The sequence below is a fragment of the Burkholderia aenigmatica genome (genome assembly GCF_048627025.1).
GTDB classification, from domain to species: domain Bacteria; phylum Pseudomonadota; class Gammaproteobacteria; order Burkholderiales; family Burkholderiaceae; genus Burkholderia; species Burkholderia aenigmatica.
Genome location: NZ_CP184468.1, coordinates 2,827,429 through 2,846,812, shown reverse-complemented (window position 1 = coordinate 2,846,812; position 19,384 = coordinate 2,827,429). Strand labels below are relative to the sequence as shown.

The 19,384-nt window shown below is 67.1% G+C and carries 21 protein-coding genes, 1 other RNA gene and 1 riboswitch; of the genes, 12 read left to right on the top strand and 10 right to left on the bottom strand.

The genetic code is table 11. The annotated features are described in order from the left end of the window. Positions 1–6: 6 nt before the first annotated feature. From ACN8ZM_RS13320 to cobA, 5 genes are all read left to right on the top strand, one after another. On the top strand, positions 7–564 hold the full coding sequence (locus ACN8ZM_RS13320; RefSeq protein WP_089451132.1) for a DUF934 domain-containing protein: 558 nt from the start codon (positions 7–9) through the stop codon (positions 562–564). Beyond that, on the top strand, positions 561–1,307 hold the full coding sequence (locus ACN8ZM_RS13315; RefSeq protein ID WP_420210112.1) for a phosphoadenylyl-sulfate reductase: 747 nt from the start codon (positions 561–563) through the stop codon (positions 1,305–1,307). Before ACN8ZM_RS13320 ends, ACN8ZM_RS13315 begins: the two co-directional genes overlap by 4 nt. Before the next feature lie 76 nt (positions 1,308–1,383). Further along, positions 1,384–2,346 (top strand): sulfate adenylyltransferase subunit CysD, encoded by a 963-nt coding sequence (cysD, locus tag ACN8ZM_RS13310; protein ID WP_089451130.1) that lies wholly within the window; start codon positions 1,384–1,386, stop codon positions 2,344–2,346. Positions 2,347–2,368: 22 nt separating this feature from the next. Further along, on the top strand, positions 2,369–3,685 hold the full coding sequence (locus ACN8ZM_RS13305; protein WP_043189879.1) for a sulfate adenylyltransferase subunit 1: 1,317 nt from the start codon (positions 2,369–2,371) through the stop codon (positions 3,683–3,685). A 74-nt stretch (positions 3,686–3,759) separates the two neighbouring features. Next, positions 3,760–4,509, top strand: coding sequence for a uroporphyrinogen-III C-methyltransferase (gene cobA, locus ACN8ZM_RS13300; RefSeq protein ID WP_043189876.1), 750 nt, complete (start codon positions 3,760–3,762; stop codon positions 4,507–4,509). A 117-nt stretch (positions 4,510–4,626) separates the two neighbouring features. On the opposite strand, the gene ACN8ZM_RS13295 is transcribed toward cobA, so the two are convergent. Genes ACN8ZM_RS13295 through lptF form a run of 3 tightly spaced genes read right to left on the bottom strand, consistent with a single transcriptional unit; the run spans position 4,627 to position 7,281 of the window. After that, entirely contained in the window at positions 4,627–5,010 is a 384-nt protein-coding gene (locus tag ACN8ZM_RS13295; RefSeq protein ID WP_420210111.1) for a sirohydrochlorin chelatase, read from the bottom strand. A gap of 27 nt (positions 5,011–5,037) precedes the next feature. Further along, positions 5,038–6,186: an LPS export ABC transporter permease LptG gene (gene lptG / locus ACN8ZM_RS13290; protein WP_043189871.1), complete on the bottom strand. Its 1,149-nt coding sequence runs from the start codon at positions 6,184–6,186 to the stop codon at positions 5,038–5,040. Positions 6,187–6,189: 3 nt separating this feature from the next. After that, the gene (gene lptF / locus ACN8ZM_RS13285) at positions 6,190–7,281 is read right to left on the bottom strand and encodes an LPS export ABC transporter permease LptF (protein WP_043189868.1); all 1,092 of its coding nucleotides are present in this window, start codon (positions 7,279–7,281) and stop codon (positions 6,190–6,192) included. A gap of 122 nt (positions 7,282–7,403) precedes the next feature. Between lptF and ACN8ZM_RS13280 the strand changes: the two genes are divergently transcribed. Genes ACN8ZM_RS13280 through ACN8ZM_RS13270 form a run of 3 tightly spaced genes read left to right on the top strand, consistent with a single transcriptional unit; the run spans position 7,404 to position 10,162 of the window. After that, positions 7,404–8,915 (top strand): leucyl aminopeptidase, encoded by a 1,512-nt coding sequence (locus ACN8ZM_RS13280; protein ID WP_043189865.1) that lies wholly within the window; start codon positions 7,404–7,406, stop codon positions 8,913–8,915. Positions 8,916–8,949: 34 nt separating this feature from the next. Next, positions 8,950–9,366: a DNA polymerase III subunit chi gene (locus ACN8ZM_RS13275; RefSeq protein ID WP_043189863.1), complete on the top strand. Its 417-nt coding sequence runs from the start codon at positions 8,950–8,952 to the stop codon at positions 9,364–9,366. A gap of 25 nt (positions 9,367–9,391) precedes the next feature. Beyond that, the gene (locus ACN8ZM_RS13270) at positions 9,392–10,162 is read left to right on the top strand and encodes a DUF2486 family protein (RefSeq protein ID WP_420210110.1); all 771 of its coding nucleotides are present in this window, start codon (positions 9,392–9,394) and stop codon (positions 10,160–10,162) included. Positions 10,163–10,303: 141 nt separating this feature from the next. On the opposite strand, the gene ACN8ZM_RS13265 is transcribed toward ACN8ZM_RS13270, so the two are convergent. Both ACN8ZM_RS13265 and ilvD read right to left on the bottom strand, forming a co-directional pair. Beyond that, complete coding sequence (locus ACN8ZM_RS13265; protein ID WP_089451126.1) at positions 10,304–10,630, bottom strand: c-type cytochrome; 327 nt, start codon at positions 10,628–10,630, stop codon at positions 10,304–10,306. Positions 10,631–10,758: 128 nt separating this feature from the next. Next, complete coding sequence (gene ilvD, locus ACN8ZM_RS13260; RefSeq protein ID WP_043189857.1) at positions 10,759–12,432, bottom strand: dihydroxy-acid dehydratase; 1,674 nt, start codon at positions 12,430–12,432, stop codon at positions 10,759–10,761. A 135-nt stretch (positions 12,433–12,567) separates the two neighbouring features. On the opposite strand from ilvD, the gene ACN8ZM_RS13255 reads away from it, so the two are divergent. After that, the gene (locus ACN8ZM_RS13255; RefSeq protein WP_420210109.1) at positions 12,568–13,482 is read left to right on the top strand and encodes a LysR substrate-binding domain-containing protein; all 915 of its coding nucleotides are present in this window, start codon (positions 12,568–12,570) and stop codon (positions 13,480–13,482) included. A gap of 94 nt (positions 13,483–13,576) precedes the next feature. After that, complete coding sequence (gene lgt / locus ACN8ZM_RS13250; RefSeq protein WP_043189852.1) at positions 13,577–14,467, top strand: prolipoprotein diacylglyceryl transferase; 891 nt, start codon at positions 13,577–13,579, stop codon at positions 14,465–14,467. Between the two features lie 123 nt (positions 14,468–14,590). Here the strand turns inward: lgt and ACN8ZM_RS13245 are convergent, their stop codons facing one another. The 5 genes from ACN8ZM_RS13245 to ACN8ZM_RS13225 all read right to left on the bottom strand — a co-directional run bounded on the left by ACN8ZM_RS13245 (position 14,591) and on the right by ACN8ZM_RS13225 (position 16,970). Then, positions 14,591–15,331, bottom strand: coding sequence for an SIMPL domain-containing protein (locus ACN8ZM_RS13245; protein ID WP_122946044.1), 741 nt, complete (start codon positions 15,329–15,331; stop codon positions 14,591–14,593). Positions 15,332–15,512: 181 nt separating this feature from the next. Beyond that, entirely contained in the window at positions 15,513–15,974 is a 462-nt protein-coding gene (locus ACN8ZM_RS13240; RefSeq protein ID WP_043189848.1) for an EVE domain-containing protein, read from the bottom strand. Positions 15,975–16,045: 71 nt separating this feature from the next. After that, a non-coding RNA gene (ssrS, locus tag ACN8ZM_RS13235) (6S RNA) lies at positions 16,046–16,227 on the bottom strand. A gap of 81 nt (positions 16,228–16,308) precedes the next feature. Continuing rightward, on the bottom strand, positions 16,309–16,623 hold the full coding sequence (locus ACN8ZM_RS13230) for a cell division protein ZapA (RefSeq protein ID WP_011352906.1): 315 nt from the start codon (positions 16,621–16,623) through the stop codon (positions 16,309–16,311). Further along, on the bottom strand, positions 16,620–16,970 hold the full coding sequence (locus tag ACN8ZM_RS13225) for an ATPase (RefSeq protein ID WP_043189846.1): 351 nt from the start codon (positions 16,968–16,970) through the stop codon (positions 16,620–16,622). Before ACN8ZM_RS13225 ends, ACN8ZM_RS13230 begins: the two co-directional genes overlap by 4 nt. 154 nt (positions 16,971–17,124) lie before the next feature. Next, a riboswitch (cobalamin riboswitch) is annotated at positions 17,125–17,376 on the top strand. A 41-nt stretch (positions 17,377–17,417) separates the two neighbouring features. Here ACN8ZM_RS13225 and ACN8ZM_RS13220 point away from each other — a divergent pair. Both ACN8ZM_RS13220 and ACN8ZM_RS13215 read left to right on the top strand, forming a co-directional pair. Beyond that, positions 17,418–18,533 (top strand): FecCD family ABC transporter permease, encoded by a 1,116-nt coding sequence (locus ACN8ZM_RS13220; RefSeq protein ID WP_420210108.1) that lies wholly within the window; start codon positions 17,418–17,420, stop codon positions 18,531–18,533. Continuing rightward, positions 18,530–19,345, top strand: a complete 816-nt coding sequence (locus tag ACN8ZM_RS13215; RefSeq protein ID WP_301767496.1) for an ABC transporter ATP-binding protein — start codon at positions 18,530–18,532, stop codon at positions 19,343–19,345. Before ACN8ZM_RS13220 ends, ACN8ZM_RS13215 begins: the two co-directional genes overlap by 4 nt. The last annotated feature ends 39 nt before the right edge of the window (positions 19,346–19,384 follow it).

Genomic DNA, 19,384 nt, shown 5'->3' with positions numbered 1-19,384 from the left:
TAGCAGATGGCTTCGATTATCAAGAACCGCGCAGTGATCGACGATGCATGGCAGGTCGTGCGCGCGGCGGAAGACGGTGCACTGCCCGCGGTCGACGCATTGCCGGCCGGCAAGGTGCTGGTGCCGTTCGCGTTGTGGCAGGCCGAGCGCGCGGCGCTCGTCGCCGCGAAGACGAAGGACGAGCTCGGCGTGTGGCTCGCACCGGACAGCGAGCCGGCCGATCTCGTGGCCGATTTCGGCGCGATTTCGCTGGTCGCGGTCGATTTCCCGCGCTTCGCGGACGGCCGCGGCTACAGCATCGCGCGCCTGCTGCGCGAGCGCCACGGCTGGACGGGCGAGCTGCGCGCGATCGGCGACGTGCTGCGCGACCAGCTGCTGTACATGTCGCGTTGCGGCTTCGACGCATACGCGGTGCGCGCCGACAAGGACATCCACGACGCGCTGAATGCGTTCACGGAATTCACGCAGCGTTACCAGGGTGCGTTCGACCAGCCCGAACCGCTGTTCCGCCGTCGCGCCGCGGCGGCTGACGTAGCGACGCGCGACGCGAAGGTGAGCGCATGAGCGCCGCTACCGCGCTGACGCCGGAACTCGCCGCGAAGGTCGAGCGCCTCGACGCGCTGCTCGCGCAGATCGGTGCCCGTCATGAGCAGGTGAAGTTCGCGAGCAGCCTCGCGGCGGAAGACATGCTGCTCACGCATGCGATCCTGTCGAAGGGCGTGTCGATCGGCATCTTCTCGCTGAATACGGGCCGCCTGCACGCGGAAACGCTCGGCATGATCGACCGCGTGCGCGAGCGCTACGGCTACGAGATCGAGCAGTTCCATCCGCAGCAGGACGCGGTCGACCAGTACGTTGCCGAGCACGGCCTGAACGCGTTCTACGAGAGCGTCGAGCTGCGCAAGTCGTGCTGCCACATCCGCAAGGTCGAGCCGCTGAACCGCGCACTGTCGGACGTCGGTGCGTGGGTCACGGGCCAGCGCCGCGAGCAGTCGGTCACGCGTGCGGAGTTGCACGAGGAAGAACAGGACGATGCACGCGGGATCGCGAAGTACAACCCGCTCGCCGACTGGACGGAAAGCGACGTGTGGGCGTACCTCAAGGCGTTTGACGTGCCGGTGAATCCGCTGCATGCGCGCGGCTACCCGAGCATCGGCTGCGAGCCGTGTACGCGGGCGATCCGTCCCGGCGAGGACAGCCGCGCGGGTCGCTGGTGGTGGGAGTCGCGCGATACGAAGGAATGCGGGCTGCACATCACGACGATCACGCCGATTCCCGCGGAAGCCGTTACCGGCGCCACGCACTGAAAGCCTGACAAGAAACTGAATATTGCGCCGCCAGCGACAGCGGGCGGCACGAACCCAGAAGAGAAGGACTGAAATCATGAGCACGACGCTCGAGCAATCCGCCTTTGCCCCGCCCACCGGTGCCGACAACCGCATGGGCCACCTCGACTGGCTCGAAGCCGAGTCGATCCACATCCTGCGCGAACTGGTCGCCGAATGCAGCAAGCCGGCGCTGTTGTTCTCGGGCGGCAAGGATTCGGTCGTCGTGCTGCATCTGGCGCTGAAAGCATTCGGCCTCGGCGCGAACCGCAAGACGACGCTGCCGTTCCCGCTCGTGCACATCGACACGGGCCACAACTACGAAGAAGTGATCGACTTCCGCGATCGCCGCGCGCAGGAGCTGGGCGCCGAGCTGGTCGTCGGGCACGTCGAGGATTCGATCAAGCGCGGCACGGTCGTGCTGCGCCGCGAAACCGATTCGCGCAATGCCGCGCAGGCCGTCACGCTGCTCGAGACGATCGAGCAGCACGGCTACACGGCGCTGATCGGCGGTGCGCGCCGCGACGAAGAGAAGGCGCGGGCGAAGGAACGCATCTTCTCGTTCCGCGACGAATTCGGCCAGTGGGATCCGAAGGCGCAGCGCCCGGAACTGTGGAGCCTGTACAACGCCCGCCTGCACAAGGGCGAGCACCTGCGCGTGTTCCCGATCTCGAACTGGACCGAGCTCGACGTGTGGCAGTACATCGCGCGCGAGAACCTCGAACTGCCGTCGATCTATTACGCGCACCAGCGCGAGATCGTGCGCCGCAACGGGCTGCTCGTGCCCGTCACGCCGCTCACGCCGATGCGTGACGGCGAGGCGAGCGAGCTTGCGCAGGTGCGTTTCCGCACGGTCGGCGACATTTCCTGCACGTGCCCGGTCGAGAGCGACGCGGACGACGTCGAGAAGATCATCGCCGAGACGGCGGTGACCGAGATCACCGAGCGCGGCGCGACCCGGATGGACGACCAGGCATCCGAAGCCGCGATGGAACAGCGCAAGAAGCAAGGTTATTTCTGAAGCACACGAGGACATTCACATCATGAGCATCATCGAGAACACCGAAGACCTCGGCGTGCTGCGCTTCATTACCGCAGGCAGCGTCGACGACGGCAAGAGCACGCTGATCGGCCGCCTGCTGTACGACAGCAAGGCCGTGCTGTCCGACCAGCTGTCCGCGCTGTCGCGTGCGAAGAACAAGCGCACGGTCGGCGACGAGCTCGACCTCGCGCTGCTGACCGACGGTCTCGAAGCCGAGCGCGAGCAGGGCATCACGATCGACGTCGCGTATCGCTACTTCGCGACCGCGAAGCGCAAGTTCATCATCGCCGACACGCCGGGCCACGAGCAGTACACGCGCAACATGGTGACGGGTGCATCGACCGCGCACGCAGCGATCATCCTGATCGACGCGACGCGCGTGACGATCGAGAACGGTGTGGCTGACCTGCTGCCGCAGACCAAGCGCCACAGCGCGATCGTCAAGCTGCTCGCGCTGCAGCACGTGATCGTCGCGATCAACAAGATGGACCTCGTCGACTACAGCGAAGCGCGCTTCAACGAGATCCGCGACGCCTACGTCACGCTGGCGAAGCAACTCGGCCTGAGCGACGTGCGCTTCGTGCCGGTGTCGGCGCTGAAGGGCGACAACATCGTCGGCGCGAGCGAGCGTATGCCGTGGTACGCGGGCGAGCCGCTGCTCGACGTGCTCGAATCGCTGCCGGTCGAGACGCAGGCGCATGACGCGCTGCGCTTCCCGGTGCAGTGGGTCGCGCGTCAGGACGGCAGTTCGGCCGACGATTTCCGCGGTTACATGGGTCGTATCGAGTCGGGCGAAGTGAAGGTCGGCGACGAGATCGTCGTGCTGCCGTCGAACCGCACGGCCACGATCGCCGAGATCGTCGCGCCGGTGCCGGGTGGCACCGCGTCCGTCCCGCACGCGTTCGCGGGCCAGGCCGTGACGATCCGCCTCGCGGAAGACGTCGACGTGTCGCGCGGCGACATGTTCGTCACGTCCGGCGAGCCGATCGAGCCGGCAAAGAAGCTCGAAGCCGACCTGTGCTGGTTCGACGAGACGCCGCTGTCGCCGCAGCGCAAGTACCTGCTGAAGCAGACCACCAGCACGGTGTTCGCGAAGATCGGCGGCGTCAAGCAGGTGCTCGACGTGCACACGCTGTCGCACGCGACCGACCGTCACGAGCTGAAGATGAACGACATCGGCCGCGTCGCGCTGACGCTGCAGAAGCCGATCGTTTGCGACACGTACGACGCGCATCCGGGTACCGGTGCGTTCGTGCTGATCGACGAGGCGACGCACCACACGGTCGCCGCAGGCATGATCCGGGCATTCTCGGCATAACCGGCGAGCCGCGCCGCCTCATGGCGGCGCGGGCCGGACGCCGTCGTCCGCAGGGACCAAGCGAAGCGACACATATGGGCAAGGTGTATCTGATCGGAGCAGGGCCGGGCGCAGCCGACCTCATCACGGTGCGTGGCGCGCGGCTGCTCGCGCAGGCGGACGTCGTGCTGCACGACGCGCTCGTCGAGCCCGCGATGCTCGACTACGCGCCGAACGCGCGCCGCATTGCGGTCGGCAAGCGCTGCGGGCAGCGCTCGACCGCACAGCACTTCATCAACAAGCAGATCGTCGATGCGGCACGCGAGCACGCGTGCGTCGTGCGGCTGAAGGGCGGCGACCCGATGCTGTTCGGTCGCGCGGAAGAGGAAATGCGCGCGCTGGAAGCAGCGGGTATCGACTACGAGGTCGTGCCGGGCATCACCGCGGCGCTGGCCGGCGCGGCGACGCTGAAGCGTTCGCTGACGTTGCGCGGCGTGTCGCGCAGCGTGGCGTTCGCGACGCACAGCCGCGCACCGGGCAGCGACGAGATTCGCGAAGCCGCACGCGCCGATTCGATCGTCTACTACATGGGCCGCGACAGCGCGCCCGGCATCGCGCAGGAGCTGATCGACGCCGGCCGTGCGCCGGCGACGCCGGTGGCGATCGTGGAGGCGTGCAGCACCGCGCGCGAGCGCACGCTGACGCTGACGCTCGCGCAGATGGCGGCGGGCGACGCGCAGGCGTGGCTCGATCCGGCCGAACCGAGCCTGCTGATGATCGGCGATGCGTTTGCCGAGCGCGCCGTGCAGGCAAAAGAGGGAAGCGCGTTGCGCGATGCCGCCTGAGCGGGAACGGCGTGTGGCGATGCATTGCACGCCGCCGTTCCGGTGACTGACGCAGTCCGAAAAAAAAGCGCTGGCAGAAGCCAGCGCTTTTTTCATTTGAGGCCGCCGATGCTTCGTTCAGGCGTCGTCGCCGACCTGGTCGATGCAGTAGCGCGCGATCGCGTCGAGCACACCGTCGTCTTCGCCGACGGCCGTCGCGCAGCGGATCTCGACGCCGGCGTGCGCGGCGCGGCAGGCGTCGACGAGCTGCGGCAGGTCGCGGCGGACATGGCCGCCCTGGCCGAAGAACACGGGCACCACGGTGATGTGCGTGCAGCCGGCCGCGACCTGCGCGGCGACCGCGTCATCGAGTGACGGCGTCATCAGTTCGAGGAACGCGAGCGACACGTGCGCAGCGGGGGAGGGGGCGCCGCGCAGCCGCGCGGCGAGCCGCTCGAACGGCTCGGCCCAGCGTGGGTCGCGGGCGCCGTGGCCGAACAGGACGATGCCGTGCGAACTCATGTCGAAGCCTCCGTCGCGACGCGGCACTCAGTGCCGGTCGACCCACTTGAGCGCGAACAGCCCGAGCGCGAGATAGATGAGGCCCGGCGTGGCGGCCGTCAGCGGCGCGGGCCAGGTGTTCAGCGTGCCGATGTGCGAGAACAGCGTATTGAGGAGCTGGAAGCTCATGCCGAGCATGATGCCACCGAACACCTTCACGCCGACCACGCCCGCGCGCGTGTGCAGGTACGCGAACGGCAACGACAGCACGAGCATCACGAACACCGCGAACGGATACAGCAGCTTGCGCCACAGCGCGATGTCGTAGCGCTGCGTGTCCTGCTGGTTCTCGCGCAAGTGCTGGATGTAGCGGAACAGGTTGATGAGCGACATGCGTTCCGGCGACACCAGCAGCACCGACAGGATCTGCGGCGTCAGGTCCGAACGCAGCCGGTATTCGGGCAGCGACACCTGCTGCGACCGGTACACGGGGTTCAGCGCGTCGGTCGGCTGGCCGCTGATCGGCTTGATCGGCGTGAGTTCCGTTTCCGTGACGCCCTTCAGCAGCCAGTGGCCGGGCGGCTCGTAGCGGCCCGTTTGCGCGATCCGCACGTTCCGCAGCTGGAATTTCGAATCGAATTCGTAGATGCGCACGTTGCTGATCGTCGAGTCGGGCGACAGGCTGCCGACGTTGACGAAGCGCGTGACCTGCTCGCCGTTCTCGCGGGCCGCGAGCGTGTCCTTCACCCACACGCCCGACTGGAAGTTCGACGACACCGACGCGCCGAGCGCCTGCAGCCGCACGCGTTCGGACAGCTGGTCGGCGTACGGACCGACGAATTCGCCGATCAGGTAGGTGACGATCACGAGCGGGATACCGATCTTCAGCAGCGAGCGCAACGCCTGGTTGGTCGCGAGGCCCGACACGCGGAAGATCGTGAATTCCGAGTTCGCGGCCATCTGCGCGAACACGTAGATCGCGCTGATCAGCGCGGCGACCGGGATGATCTCGTAGAAGCGCGACGGCGTCTGCAGCGCGACGCGCAGCACCGCGTAGCCGAACTTGTAGTTGCCGTGCCCGACCGAATTCAGTTCGCTGATCAGGTCGAAGAAGAAGAACAGGCCCGAGAACGCGAACAGGATGAAGACGAACGTGACGTAGATCTGTCGCGCGAAGTACTTTTCATAGAGCCGCATCGATCATGCTCCCGAGCGGCCGAACAGCGCGCGTGTAAACAGCGGACGATTGCGCACGCGCAACCAGAAGATGAACGCGACGATCACCGCGACGACCAGATGCAGGCCGACCAGGCCGACGCCGAACGACATCTTGCCCTGCTCGATCTGCGCCTGCACGACGTTCAGCAGGTTCGAGTACGTGAGGTAGATCAGCACCGCCATCACGAGGTTGATCGTGCGGCTGCGGCGCGGGTTCTGGTATGACAGCGGAATGCCGAGCACCATCAGGTTGATCGCGATCAGCGGCAGCCCCGCGCGCCACGCGAATTCCGCGAGGTTGTCGTTCGTCGGATTGCGCAGCAGGTCCGGCGTCGGCGTGCTGTTGGTGCTCGGCACGTTGGTGACCGGGGTGCTCGTGATCTTCACGCCGTAGCGCTCGAACTCCATGATCTTGAAGTTCGGCTGGCCGGGCGTGCCGTCGTAGCGGCGGCCGTCTTCCAGGACGACGAAGCGGCTGCCGTCGCGCGTTTCCGTGTGCCCCGTCTGCGACACGACCACGTTGACCTTGCCGTTCTCGGTCGAGGTCACGAACACGTTCTGCACCTTGCTCTGGTCGGGCGTCATCTTCTCGATGAAGAACACGCGGTGGTTCGCGGCCGACTCGCGGAACTGGCCCGGCGCGAGCAGCGAGATCTCGTCGCGCTGCTGGAAGCGCGCCTTGATCATCTTGCTCTGCTGGTTCGACCATGGCCAGCCGACAAACGCGAAGAACGCGATCAGCAGCACGATCGGCGTGGCGAACACGCCGATCGGCTTGATGAGGCGCGTGAGGCTCACGCCCGACGCGAGCCACACGACCATTTCGGAGTCCCGGTACCACCGGGTCAGCACGAACAGGATCGATACGAACAGTGTGACGACGAGCATCACGGCGAGGTAGCCGATCACGGTGAGGCCGATCAGCACGAGGACGTCCCGCGGATCGATTTCACCGGACGCGGCGTAGCCGACGATGCGGATCATCATCGTCGTGAGCATGATCGTGAGCAGCACCATGAACACGGCGCCAGCCGTATACGCAAGCTCGCGCTGGAGGGAGCGTTCGAAGATCATTCTTGATGAGAAGAGGGCGGGAGGCTGCGCACGCGTGGTGCGGCGCTCGCGCCGCCACGGGAAAAATAGCGGATAATTGCGGCTTTCATCCTTAGCCCAGATTTTATCCGAGGACAAGCGCGATGGACTTTAGCATAAAAGGCTGTGATTGGAGCAAAGGCGAGGCCAAGGGGTTCCTGACCGGGAAGTCCGACTGCATCGTGCTCGGCATCTTCGAGGCGCAGACCCTTTCGGGCGCGGCGCTCGACATCGACACGGCCACCAAGGGGCTGATTTCGCGCGTGGTGAAGGCCGGCGACATGGACGGCAAGCGCGGCAAGACGCTGTTCCTGCACGAAGTGTCGGGCATCGGCGCGTCGCGCGTGCTGCTCGTCGGCCTCGGCAAGCAGGATGCTTTCAATCAGAAAGCCTATAACGATGCCGTGACGGCCGCATGGCGCGCGCTGCTGGCGACCAAGGTCGTCCAGGTCACGTTCACGCTCGCGCAACTGCCGGTCGACGAACGCAGCTCCGACTGGGGCGTGCGCGCGGCGATTCTCGCGCTGCGCAACGAGACCTACCGCTTCACGCAGATGAAGAGCAAGCCGGAACCGGCGTCGCACACGCTCAAGCGCGTCGTGTTCAGCGTCGATCCGTCCGACGAAAAGGCTGCGAAGGTCGCGGTCAAGCAGGCCGTCGCGCTCGCGAACGGGATGGATCTCACCCGCGACCTCGGCAACCTGCCGGGCAACGTCTGCACGCCGACCTATCTCGGCAACACCGCGAAGAAGATCGCGAAGGATTGGGGCCTGAAGGCGGAAGTGCTCGGGCTCAAGCAGATCCAGGCGCTGAAGATGGGTTCGTTCCTGTCGGTCGCGCGCGCGTCGGTCGAGCCGCCGCAGTTCATCGTGCTGCACTACCAGGGCGCCGCCGCGAAGGCCGCGCCGGTCGTGCTGGTCGGCAAGGGCATCACGTTCGACACGGGTGGCATCTCGCTGAAGCCGGGCGAGGGCATGGACGAGATGAAGTACGACATGTGCGGTGCGGGCTCCGTGCTCGGCACGATGCGCGCGGTCGCCGAGATGGGCCTGAAGATCAACGTCGTCGCGATCGTGCCGACCTGCGAGAACATGCCGGGCGGCAACGCGACGAAGCCGGGCGACATCGTCACCAGCATGAAGGGCCTGACGATCGAGGTGCTGAACACCGACGCCGAAGGCCGTCTGATCCTGTGCGACGCGCTCACGTACGCCGAGCGCTTCAAGCCGGCTGCGGTGATCGACGTTGCCACGCTGACGGGCGCATGCGTGATCGCGCTGGGCGGCCACAACAGCGGCCTGTTCTCGACCGACGACGCGCTCGCGGGCGAACTGCTCGACGCATCGCGCGAGGCGAACGATCCGGCGTGGCGCATGCCGCTCGACGACGAGTACCAGGATCAGCTGAAGTCGAACTTCGCGGATCTCGCGAACATCGGCGGGCGCCCGGCCGGCGCCGTGACGGCCGCGTGCTTCCTGTCGCGCTTTACCGACAGCTATCCGTGGGCCCACCTCGACATCGCGGGTACCGCCTGGAAGGGTGGCGCGGCGAAGGGCGCGACGGGCCGTCCGGTGCCGCTGCTCGCGCAGTTCCTGATCGACCGCGCCGGCCAGTGATGGCGGTGTTGACGACGCTGCGGGTACGCGGGCAATGACGCGGATCGATTTCCACTCGAACGTCGGCGATTCGCTCGCGTACGCGTGCCGGCTGCTGCGCAAGGCCTACCTGGCCGGGCAGCCGGTCGTCGTGCTCGCCGAGCCCGCGCGCTTGCGCGCGCTCGACGAGCGGCTCTGGACGTTTTCGCCGCTCGATTTCATCCCGCATTGCGGTGTCGACAGCGAGCACGCAGCCGGCACGCCAATCGTGCTGGCCGCGGATCTCGACCGCGCACCGCATCATCACGTGCTGCTGAACCTCGGCGCGGCCGTGCCCGCGCAGTTCGCCCGCTTCGAGCGCCTGCTCGAAGTGGTCGGCAATGCGCCGGACGAGCTCGCTGCGGGCCGCGACCGCTACCGGTTCTACCGCGATCGCGGCTACGCGCTGAACAACTACAAGCAGGGCGGCTAGCCGCAACCGTCGACGGAGTGTTCCCGTGACAGAAGCCGATTCATCCTCGATCCCGACGCTGACCGACGTGCTGGTGCCGGGCAAGCCGGTGCCGGCGCGCTCGCCCGCGCCCGACCCATCTCAGCCGCATGCCGGTGCGGCGATGCCGGTGCTCACCGACGTGGTCGCACCGCACACCGCGGGTGCGGCGCCAGCCGATTCCACGCAAAGCGCACTTGACCCCGATTCCGTCGTGGTCGAACCCGTGCCGACGCCGCACGTGCCGGCGGTCGAACTGCCGGGCGACGTGGCGACGGCTGCTGCGGCGGCGATGGGCGAGACCGATGCGCCGGCCGAACCTGGCGCCGCGGAGCAGGTGGTCGCTGAAGACTCGGCAGCAATGAGTGCGCCGCTGCGCTCGTCGCTGGCCGACGATGCGCCGCAACACGCGTTCGCCGCGGCGGCGCACGAGGCGATCGGGCACGCGCGTGAAGCGCACCTGCCGGAGGCCGTCATACCGGCCGCCGTTCCGCAGCCCGATGCGCAGCCCGACGCGCAGGCAGCCGCCGGGCTGACGGCGGAAGATGCGCAGCACATCGCCGAGCGCCTGCGCAATCGCCTGACGAACTATCTGACCGGGGAAGGGCGCGATGCCATCGAAGCCCGCTGTCGCGACGCGCTGCATGAGCATTCGGCCTGGCTGGTCGGCCAGATCACGCGCGAAGTGGCGTTGGCGCTGGAAAGCGAGGTAATGGACTGGGTTCGTGACGCGGTCGACGAAGAGATCGCGCGCCGTCGTACCGGTCATGCCGGTTGAGCGCGCGGCCATTCCGGCCAAAAACGGGGTGCGGTTCCAGTAAGAGCCGGTAACGCTGCCGGCGAGACGCCGGTCAGCCGGGACAGGCCCGCCTGTCGGCGGAACCCGGCGCAGCGGCTATTCCCGCCCGGGGCGTCCGGTTCAGTGTACCGACAGCACCCATTGCGCGAGCGTGTGGGCTTCGGTGTTCGTCAGTTGCGTATTGGCGGGCATCGGCACGCTGCCCCATACGCCGACGCTACCTTTCACGATCGATTGGGCAAGGTAGTCGACGGCGTCGCCGCGCGCCGCATACTTGCTGGCGATGTCGCGGAACGACGGGCCCATCAGCGGCTTGCCGATCGCGTGGCAGGCCATGCAGTTCTTGCGCTGGGCAAGCGCAAGCCCGTCGGCCTGGTCGGCGCGTGCCGCCGCCGCACTGCCGATCAGCAGCAGGGCGAGCAGGACGCGCAATATCGAATGTTTCATGCGGTTCTCCGCCGGCGGGGACGGCCGGCTACATGGTCCGCGCATTATAAAAGCAAAGGGAAAGCGCGTTTTGCGCGTTCCCCCGGCGGCCGATGTTTATCGGGGTCGCATGTTTTGATGCGCCCGCGTCAACCCGTGACGGCGCCCTGGTTCGCCGGGCGCGCCAGCGCAGCGAATTTCGCGAGCACGCCGCGCGTGTAGCGCGGCGCCGGCTGTTGCCATGCGGCGCGGCGGCGCGCGAGTTCCGCGTCGTCGACGTTCAGCTGCAGCAGCAACCGGTGCGCGTCGATCGTGATCGAGTCGCCTTCCTGCACGAGCGCGATCGTGCCGCCGACGAACGCTTCGGGCGCGACGTGGCCGACCACCATCCCCCAGGTCCCGCCCGAGAAGCGGCCGTCCGTGATGAAGCCGACCGACTCGCCGAGCCCCTTGCCGATGATCGCCGAGGTCGGCGCGAGCATTTCCGGCATGCCGGGGCCGCCCTTCGGGCCGAGGTAGCGCAGCACGAGGATGTCGCCTGCGCGGATCCGGTCGCCGAGAATCGCATCCATCGCGCTCTGCTCGTCGTCGAACACGCGTGCCGGGCCCGTGATCACCGGGTTCTTCAGGCCGGTGATCTTCGCGACCGCGCCGTCTTCCGCGAGATTGCCTTTCAGGATCGCAAGGTGGCCTTCCTTGTACAGCGCACGGTCGATCGGGAAGATCACGTCCTGGTCCGCGCGCGGCACGCTCGGCACGTCCTTCAGTTCGTCGGCGAGCGTGCGGCCGGTGATCGTCATGCAGTCGCCGTGCAGCAGCCCCGCGTCGAGCAGGATCTTCATCACCTGCGGAATCCCGCCGGCGCGATGCAGGTCGGTCGCGACGTACTTCCCCGACGGCTTCAGGTCGCAGATCACGGGTACACGCTTGCGGATGCGCTCGAAGTCGTCGATCGTCCAGTCGACCTCGGCCGCGTGCGCGATCGCCAGATAGTGCAGCACCGCGTTGGTCGAGCCGCCCGTCGCCATGATCACCGACACCGCGTTCTCGATCGATGCCTTGGTGATGATGTCGCGCGGCTTAAGATCGCGCTTCACCGCCTCGACCAGCACGCGCGCCGATTCGGCGGCCGAATCGACCTTTTCCTGGTCGGGGTTCGCCATCGTCGACGAGTACAGCAGCGACATCCCGAGCGCCTCGAACGACGAACTCATCGTGTTCGCGGTGTACATCCCGCCGCACGACCCCGACGTCGGGCACGCGTTCTGCTCGACGCCTTCGAAATCTTCCTGCGACATCCGGCCCGCGGTGAATTCGCCGACGGCCTCGAATGACGACACGATCGTCAGGTCCCGGCCTTTCCAGTTGCCGGGGCGGATCGTGCCGCCGTACACGTAGATGCCCGGCACGTTCAGGCGCGCGAGCGCGATCATCCCGCCCGGCATGTTCTTGTCGCAGCCGCCGACGACGACCACGCCGTCCATCCATTGGCCCTGCACGCAGGTCTCGATGCAGTCGGCGATCACTTCGCGCGACACGAGCGAGTACTTCATGCCTTCGGTACCCATCGACATGCCGTCCGAAATCGTCGGCGTGCCGAAGATCTGCGGGTTCGCGTCGGCCGCCTTCACGGCCGCGACGGCTGCGTCGGACAGCCGCTGCAGGCCGGAATTGCACGGCGTGATCGTCGAATGGCCGTTCGCGATACCGATCATCGGCTTGTCGAAATCTTCCTTCCGGTAGCCAAGTGCGTAATACATCGAGCGGTTCGGCGATCGGGCCACGCCTTGCGTGATGTGCTTCGAGCGACGGTTGTAAGCCATGGGGGACTCCATCGTTGTCTGGGCAACGCCGGTGAACGGCGTGCCGGTTCGGATCAATCAAGAATGGAGTTTCCGGATTGGGATGTCCAATATATTATTTGTCGCTTATTAAGTCGTTTTACGAATGAGAGAGGCATGGCCGATCCGACTCCCGACTTGCGCCAGTGGCGCTATTTCGTGACCGTCGCCGACGAGCGTCATTTCGGCCGCGCGGCCGAACGCCTGTCGATGACGCAGCCGCCGCTGTCGCAGGCGATCCGTGCGCTCGAGGATGCGCTCGGCGTCGCGCTGTTCGCGCGCACCAAGCGTTCGGTGGCGCTGACGGCGGTCGGGGCGGCGCTGTTGCCCGACGTGCGCCGGCTGCTGGCATCGGCCGATGCGTTGCCGCCGCTGGCGCGACGGCTCGCGCGCGGCGAGGCCGGCTCGTTGTCGCTTGCGTTCGTATCGACCGCCGATTACGGTCTGCTGCCTGCGCTGCTGCGTGCGTTCGGCGCGCGCTTTCCGCAGGTGCGCCTGCAACTCGCGGAGGCGACGAGCGACGTGCAGATCGACGAACTCGTCGCCGGCCGCATCGACGCGGGGCTCGTCATTCCGCCCGTGCCGCCACGCCACGCGGCCGGGCTGTCGTACCTGCCCGTGGTGCGCGAGCCGCTGGTGGTGGCGATGCCGGCCGCGGCGAGCAACGCGCCGGAAGACGAGCCCGTCCATCTCGCGGAAGTCGCCGCGATGCCGCTCGTGATTTTTCCGCGTCGTTTGGCACCCGGCTTTTATGACATCATTACGGGCTGCTACGGCGCGGCGGGGGAAACCCCGCGCATCGGCCAGGAGGCGATCCAGATGCAGACGATCGTCAGCCTGGTGTCGGCCGGCATGGGCGTCGCACTGGTGCCGCAATCGCTGCGTAACCTGCGGCGCACCGGCGTGGTCTACCGGCCGCTTGCCGGTCACGCGCCGGTCGTCGAGACGGGCCTCGTGTGGCGCACCGGCGACGTGAGCCCCGTGCTGGCCGGCTTCATCGACGTCGTGCGCGCGCAGGGCCTCGCCACGTGACGTGATGTGAACGATGACGCGCCGATGCCGTCCAAAGCGCGGTGCTGCGCGTTTGCGACGGCCGTACCGCATTCGAAAACTTCTTCGCTAATCCATGATCATTCACCCGAATTTCGACCCCGTTGCGATCCATCTCGGGCCGCTGGCCGTGCGCTGGTACGGGCTCATGTATCTCGTCGGCTTCATCGCGGCGATCGTCGTCGGCCGGATCCGCCTGAAGCTGCCGCACGTCGCGGCGCAGGGCTGGACCGCGAAGGACATCGACGACATGATGTTCTACGGCGTGCTCGGCACCGTGCTCGGCGGCCGGCTCGGCTATGTGCTGTTCTACAAGGCCGATTTCTACTTCTCGCATCCGCTCGACGTCTTCAAGGTGTGGGAGGGCGGCATGTCGTTTCACGGCGGCTTCCTCGGCGTGACGCTCGCGATGATGCTGTTCGCGTGGCAGCGCAAGCGGCACTGGCTGCAGGTCACCGATTTCGTCGCGCCGATGGTGCCGACGGGGCTCGCGGCCGGGCGGCTCGGCAACTTCATCAACGGTGAACTGTGGGGCCGCGTGACCGATCCGTCGGCACCGTGGGCGATGCTGTTCCCGGGCGCGATGCGCGACGATGCGGCATGGTTGCCGAAGCATCCGGAGCTCGTCGAGAAGTGGCATCTCGCCGACGTGTTCATGCAATACCAGATGCTGCCGCGCCATCCTTCGCAGCTCTATGAAATCGCGCTCGAAGGTATCGTGCTGTTCTTCGCGCTGTTCTTCTTCTCGCGCAAGTCGCGGCCGATGGGCGCAATCTCCGCGCTGTTCCTGATCGGCTACGGCCTCGCACGCTTCACGGTCGAGTTCGCACGCGAGCCCGACGACTTCCTCGGCTTGCTCGCGCTCGGCCTGTCGATGGGGCAGTGGCTGTCGCTGCCGATGATCCTCGCGGGCGTCGCGCTGATGGTCTGGGCATATCGCCGCCGCGCGGCGACTGCCGCTGCGTGATGCGATGCCGATGCACGTGCGAGCGGCACGTGCATCGACGCTTGCATCGACCACATGCAGGTCAATGAAAAACGCCGGCCCTCGGGCCGGCGTTTTTCATTTCGGACTGCCGCGCGCTGCGCGTTACTTCATCTGCACCGAGCCGTTGACGGTGACCGACACGGTGGCCTTGCCGCCTTCGACCGCGATCGGTGCGCTCATCTTGGCGCTGTCCATCGGTGCTGCGGCCATCGCCATCATGCGCGGGTACGGCTGCACGTTGCGGCCGCCGCCGACGTTCACGTCGCGGATCGTGTAGCTGCTGTAACCGAAGGCCTTCGCAGCTTCGTCCGCGCGGGCGCGGAACGACTTGATCGCCTCGGTCGTCAGCTTCTGCTCGGCCGCGCGCTGCGCTTCCGGCGACAGCGAGAACTCGACGTTCGCGACCTGCATCAGGTTCGACAACTGGCCTGCAAGCTTCGACGCTGCCGCGAAATCGCGCGATTCGAGCGCGACTTCGGTGCGGCCGCGCCATGCGGAGATCTTGCCGTCGCGATCGGTGCTCGGATAGACGGAGAATGCGCCCGTGTGCGCAGTGACGCCCGATACGCCCTTCGCTTGCGACAGCGCTGCATCGGCGCGCTGGTTCAGTTGCGCGGTGAGGCTGCCCGGATCCTTGGCCTGCTGCTCGTAGAACAGCGTGATGTGGATGATGTCCTGCGGCACGTCGGTGCTGGCCTGCGACGACAGCGACAACACGCCCGCCGGCTCCGGAAAGTGCGGGTTCGCGGTTTGCGCGTGCGCGGTGGACGACGCGAGCGTCAACGCAACGGGAACGGCGGCGGCAAGGGCGAGCGACAGCGCGAGTGCGGATTTCTTGGTCATTGTTGGACTCCTTGTGCGAGGGCGTGCACGCGGATCGCGCGTGCACGACGCGGGCGTACCGCGCGACGAAAAAAACGACAACCGGCCCGATCGGCCGACAGCGGTTGCTTAGGCTGCGCGAAAGTGCCGCGAGTTCCGCGGCGGTGGTGCGTACTGACCAGATTTGACCTTTGGCGCGCGCCTACTTCATCAGCTTTTCGGTGATGAAGCGCCATTCGGCGCGCGTGACGGGCGTGATCGACAGCCGGTTGCCGCGTGCGAGCACGCGCATGTCGGCGAGTTCGTCGTGTTCGCGCAGCGCGGCGAGCGGCACGAGCGGCGATTTTTTCACGTAGTGCACGTCGACGAGCAGCCAGCGCGGCGCTTCCTGAGTCGACTTCGGGTCGTAATAGGGGCTTTTCGGATCGAACTGCGTGGGATCGGGGTAGGGCGTCGACGACACTTCGGCGAGGCCCGCGATGCCCGGCTCGGGGCAGCTCGAGTGATAGAACAGCACGCCGTCGCCGATCTTCATCGTGTCGCGCATGAAATTGCGCGCCTGATAATTGCGCACGCCCGTCCACGGCAGCGAGCGCTGCGGTGCGTTGGCGAGATCGTCGATGCTTGCTTCGTCCGGTTCGGACTTCATCAGCCAGTATTGCATGGATCGTGATCGACGCAGAAAGAGGCTGCTACAAAAGAAAACGGCACCGGGCTTCGCCCGATGCCGTTGGATAGGCCCCCGCCTTGGCCGCTAGGCCGGCATCCTGAACCTGAGGTTCAGAATTGGTCGCAGTTAGCAGCACTTCGGGTACATCAGACAGAGTGACGCGCGCGCCCGTGCTACAAATTTCCGCAACCGTGCACATGGCATTGGTTCAAGGAATATATGACCTTGGCGAACCAGGCAGGGAAGCTGACTGAACTGTGATTCGATGCGCCAATTTGACCACTGTTGATCTCTGAGATCAAGGGGAATCGACGCATCGATTGAAACGTTACTGCGTCTCGTGCTGTGCGAGCACCGCACCGAGCTGTTCATTCATCTGGTGCATTGTACGACGGATTTCCTCCGCCGGAAATGCTTCACCGTGCCGCACGCTCGTTTGCAGCCGCAGCAATTCGGACGCGAGCGACAGCGCCGCCATCACGGCGATGCGATCGGTGCCGCGTACCGAGCTGTTCGAGCGGATTTTCGACATTTCGGCGTCGACGCGCGCGACCGCTTCGAGCAGCGCCGCTTCGGTCTCGGCCGAGCAGGCGAGCCGATAGGCCTGACCGAGAATCGAGACTTCGATCTGCTTGGTGCTCATGCATGTTCTCCGTGGCTGGCCGCGTCATCGCCATCCGCACGCGCCTGTGCATCCAGCAGGTCGAGCTGGTTGTCGGCTTGCTCCGCACTTTTCGAGCGCGGCAGCTTTTCGAGAATCGCGTTCAGTTTCACCTGGGCGTCGTCGATCTTTGCCGACAGCGTGTCACGCTCGGCCGCAAGTGCATTGCGTTCGTCGCGCAGTTGCGCGAGTTCCGCGCGGACAGTGTCCGCATCCGCGCGCAATTGCGCGACCTGCTCCTCGAGCGCGAGCCGTTCCGAGTGATAGCGCTTGTTCAGCGAAATCAGACGGCCAATATTTTGAGATAGGGTTTCGAGTTCGTTGAGCATTTGCTGCGTCCTCTAAAGACCCAGCATTTTAGCGCGGAATAACGCGCAATCCGACATCTGTAACGTTTCCAGTCGTAACACCCCTGCTTCTCGCCGTGAATCGGCGCGTCCCGTGCGTGTCCGGACGCTTCCTTGACGCTCGCGCGACCCGCTCCTAAACTGGCGCCGCCTCGGTGCTCGCGCGTGGAACGCGCGGTTAAACGGGAAGCAGGACGCGGGCGCCGGAAGCCCGCCAACCTGCGCTGCCCCCGCAACGGTAAGCGGCCGCGTCCGGTGACGCAGGCCGGCTCGGGCGCGTTTCACGTGCAGGTATTGCATGCGGACGCGGGCCACTGCGCGTCATCGCGCGGGAAGGCGAGCCGGACCGCCGCCAGCCCGGATACCGGCCGAGACGGGGAGCCCGCACGGGCTTCGTGACGCGCGGCCTGCGGGGAGGCGGGGCGCGCAATGCTTCACGGAATTTTCTTCGATGCTGACCCCAATCGTCCGCGCGGCGCTTCAGTCACGACCGGCCGGCCTCCGCAAGCGGGGGCGCCGCATGTCGTGTGCGGCGCCGTGCGCGGCATGAGCGCCGCGCGCGCCACTGCGATCTGGGCCGCGCTCGCCGCGGCGGTCGCGTTGCTGTTCGTTGCGTCGCTGTCGATCGGCAGCGTGCCGATGTCGCCTTGGCAGGCGCTTGCGTCGCTCGTGCCGCATGGCGGCGACGCGCTGCTCGCCGACATCGTCCGCACGCTGCGCCTGCCGCGCGCGCTCGCGGGCTTCGCATGCGGCGCGCTGCTTGCGCTTGCCGGTGCGCTGCTGCAGGTGCTGTTGCGCAATCCACTCGCGGAACCGTACGTGCTCGGCGTATCGGGCGGCGCGGCCGGCTTCGCGCTCGTCGCGATGATCGCGGGCGGCGCGTGGTGGCTCGTCGACGCATCGGCGTTCGCCGGCTCGCTCGTGTCGGTCGCGCTCGTGCTCGGTCTCGCGCGCCGCGAGCTGTGGCGTGGCGAGTCGCGCGACGCGTCGCCGCGGCTGCTGCTCACGGGCGTCGTGATCGCGGCGGGGTGGGGCGCGCTCGTCACGCTGCTGCTGTCGCTTGCACCCGACGCACGACTGCGCGGGATCATCTTCTGGCTGACCGGCGACCTGAACGGCGTGACCGCGCCGTGGTTCGCGTGGGGCGCGCTGTTGCTGGCCGCCTGCGTCGCGCTGCCGGCCGCGCCGCAACTGAACGTGCTGCTGCGCGGCGATGCGACCGCGCTCGCGCTCGGCGTGCCCGTTGCGCGCCTGCGCGTGCGGATCTATCTCGTCGCGTCGCTGGCCGCGGCGGCCGCAGTGACGACGGCCGGCACGATCGGCTTCGTCGGCCTCGTCGTGCCGCATGCGCTGCGGCTCGCCTTCGGCAACGACCAGCGGATGCTGCTGCCCGCCGCGATGCTCGCGGGCGGCGGCGGCGTGATGGCGGCCGACCTGCTCGCCCGCACCGCGATCGCGCCCGCGCAACTGCCGGTCGGCGTGATGACCGCGTTGATCGGCGTGCCGGTGTTCCTGTGGATGTTGTTGAGGAGGCCGATGCGATGACGGGGGCCGCACTGCACGCCACGGCCGGCGACATGAACTACGCGGCTGTCGACCTGACGCTGAAGGCCGGCGCACGCACGCTGCTCGACGGCTTCACCCGGGCGTTCCGTCCCGGCGAGATCTGGTGCGTCGCAGGTCCGAACGGCGCGGGCAAGACGACGCTGCTTGCGACCCTCGCCGGGCTGCAGCCGCCGACCGGCGGACACGTCGAGATCGACGGTCGGCCGCTTGCCGCATGGCCGCCCGAGCAGCTCGCGCAGCGCCGCGCGCTGATGCCGCAGCAACTGCACGACGTATTCAGCGCGACCGTATTCGACACGGTGCTGCTCAACCGCTTTCCGTATCTCGGCGGCTGGGGCTGGGAGCGCGACGGCGACCGCGCGGCCGCGCGCGACGCGCTGGCGACGTTCGACCTCACCGCGCTCGCGTCGCGCGACGTGCTGTCGCTGTCGGGCGGCGAGCGGCAGCGTGTCGCGCTGGCCGCGACGCTGTGCCAGGACGCGCCGTTGATGCTGCTCGACGAACCGCTCGCGCATCTCGACTTGCATCACCAGATCGATTGCCTGACCGCGCTGGCCGCATGGCTCGACGCGGGCCCGCGCACGGTGCTGTTCTCGTGCCATGATCTGAATCTCGCGCGGCGTTTCGCGACGCACGCGCTGTTGCTCGACGGCCGCGGCCACGCGTGGGCAGGCCCCGTGCACGACGTGCTGACGCCCGAGCGCGCGAGCGACGCGTTCGGTTATCCGCTGGTGCTGATCCGCGAGAACGGCCGCGATGCGCTGCTGCCGGCGTGGCCCGAGCGACAATGACCTTTCCTTTTCCGATGCGCGGCGCATACCGCGCCAACG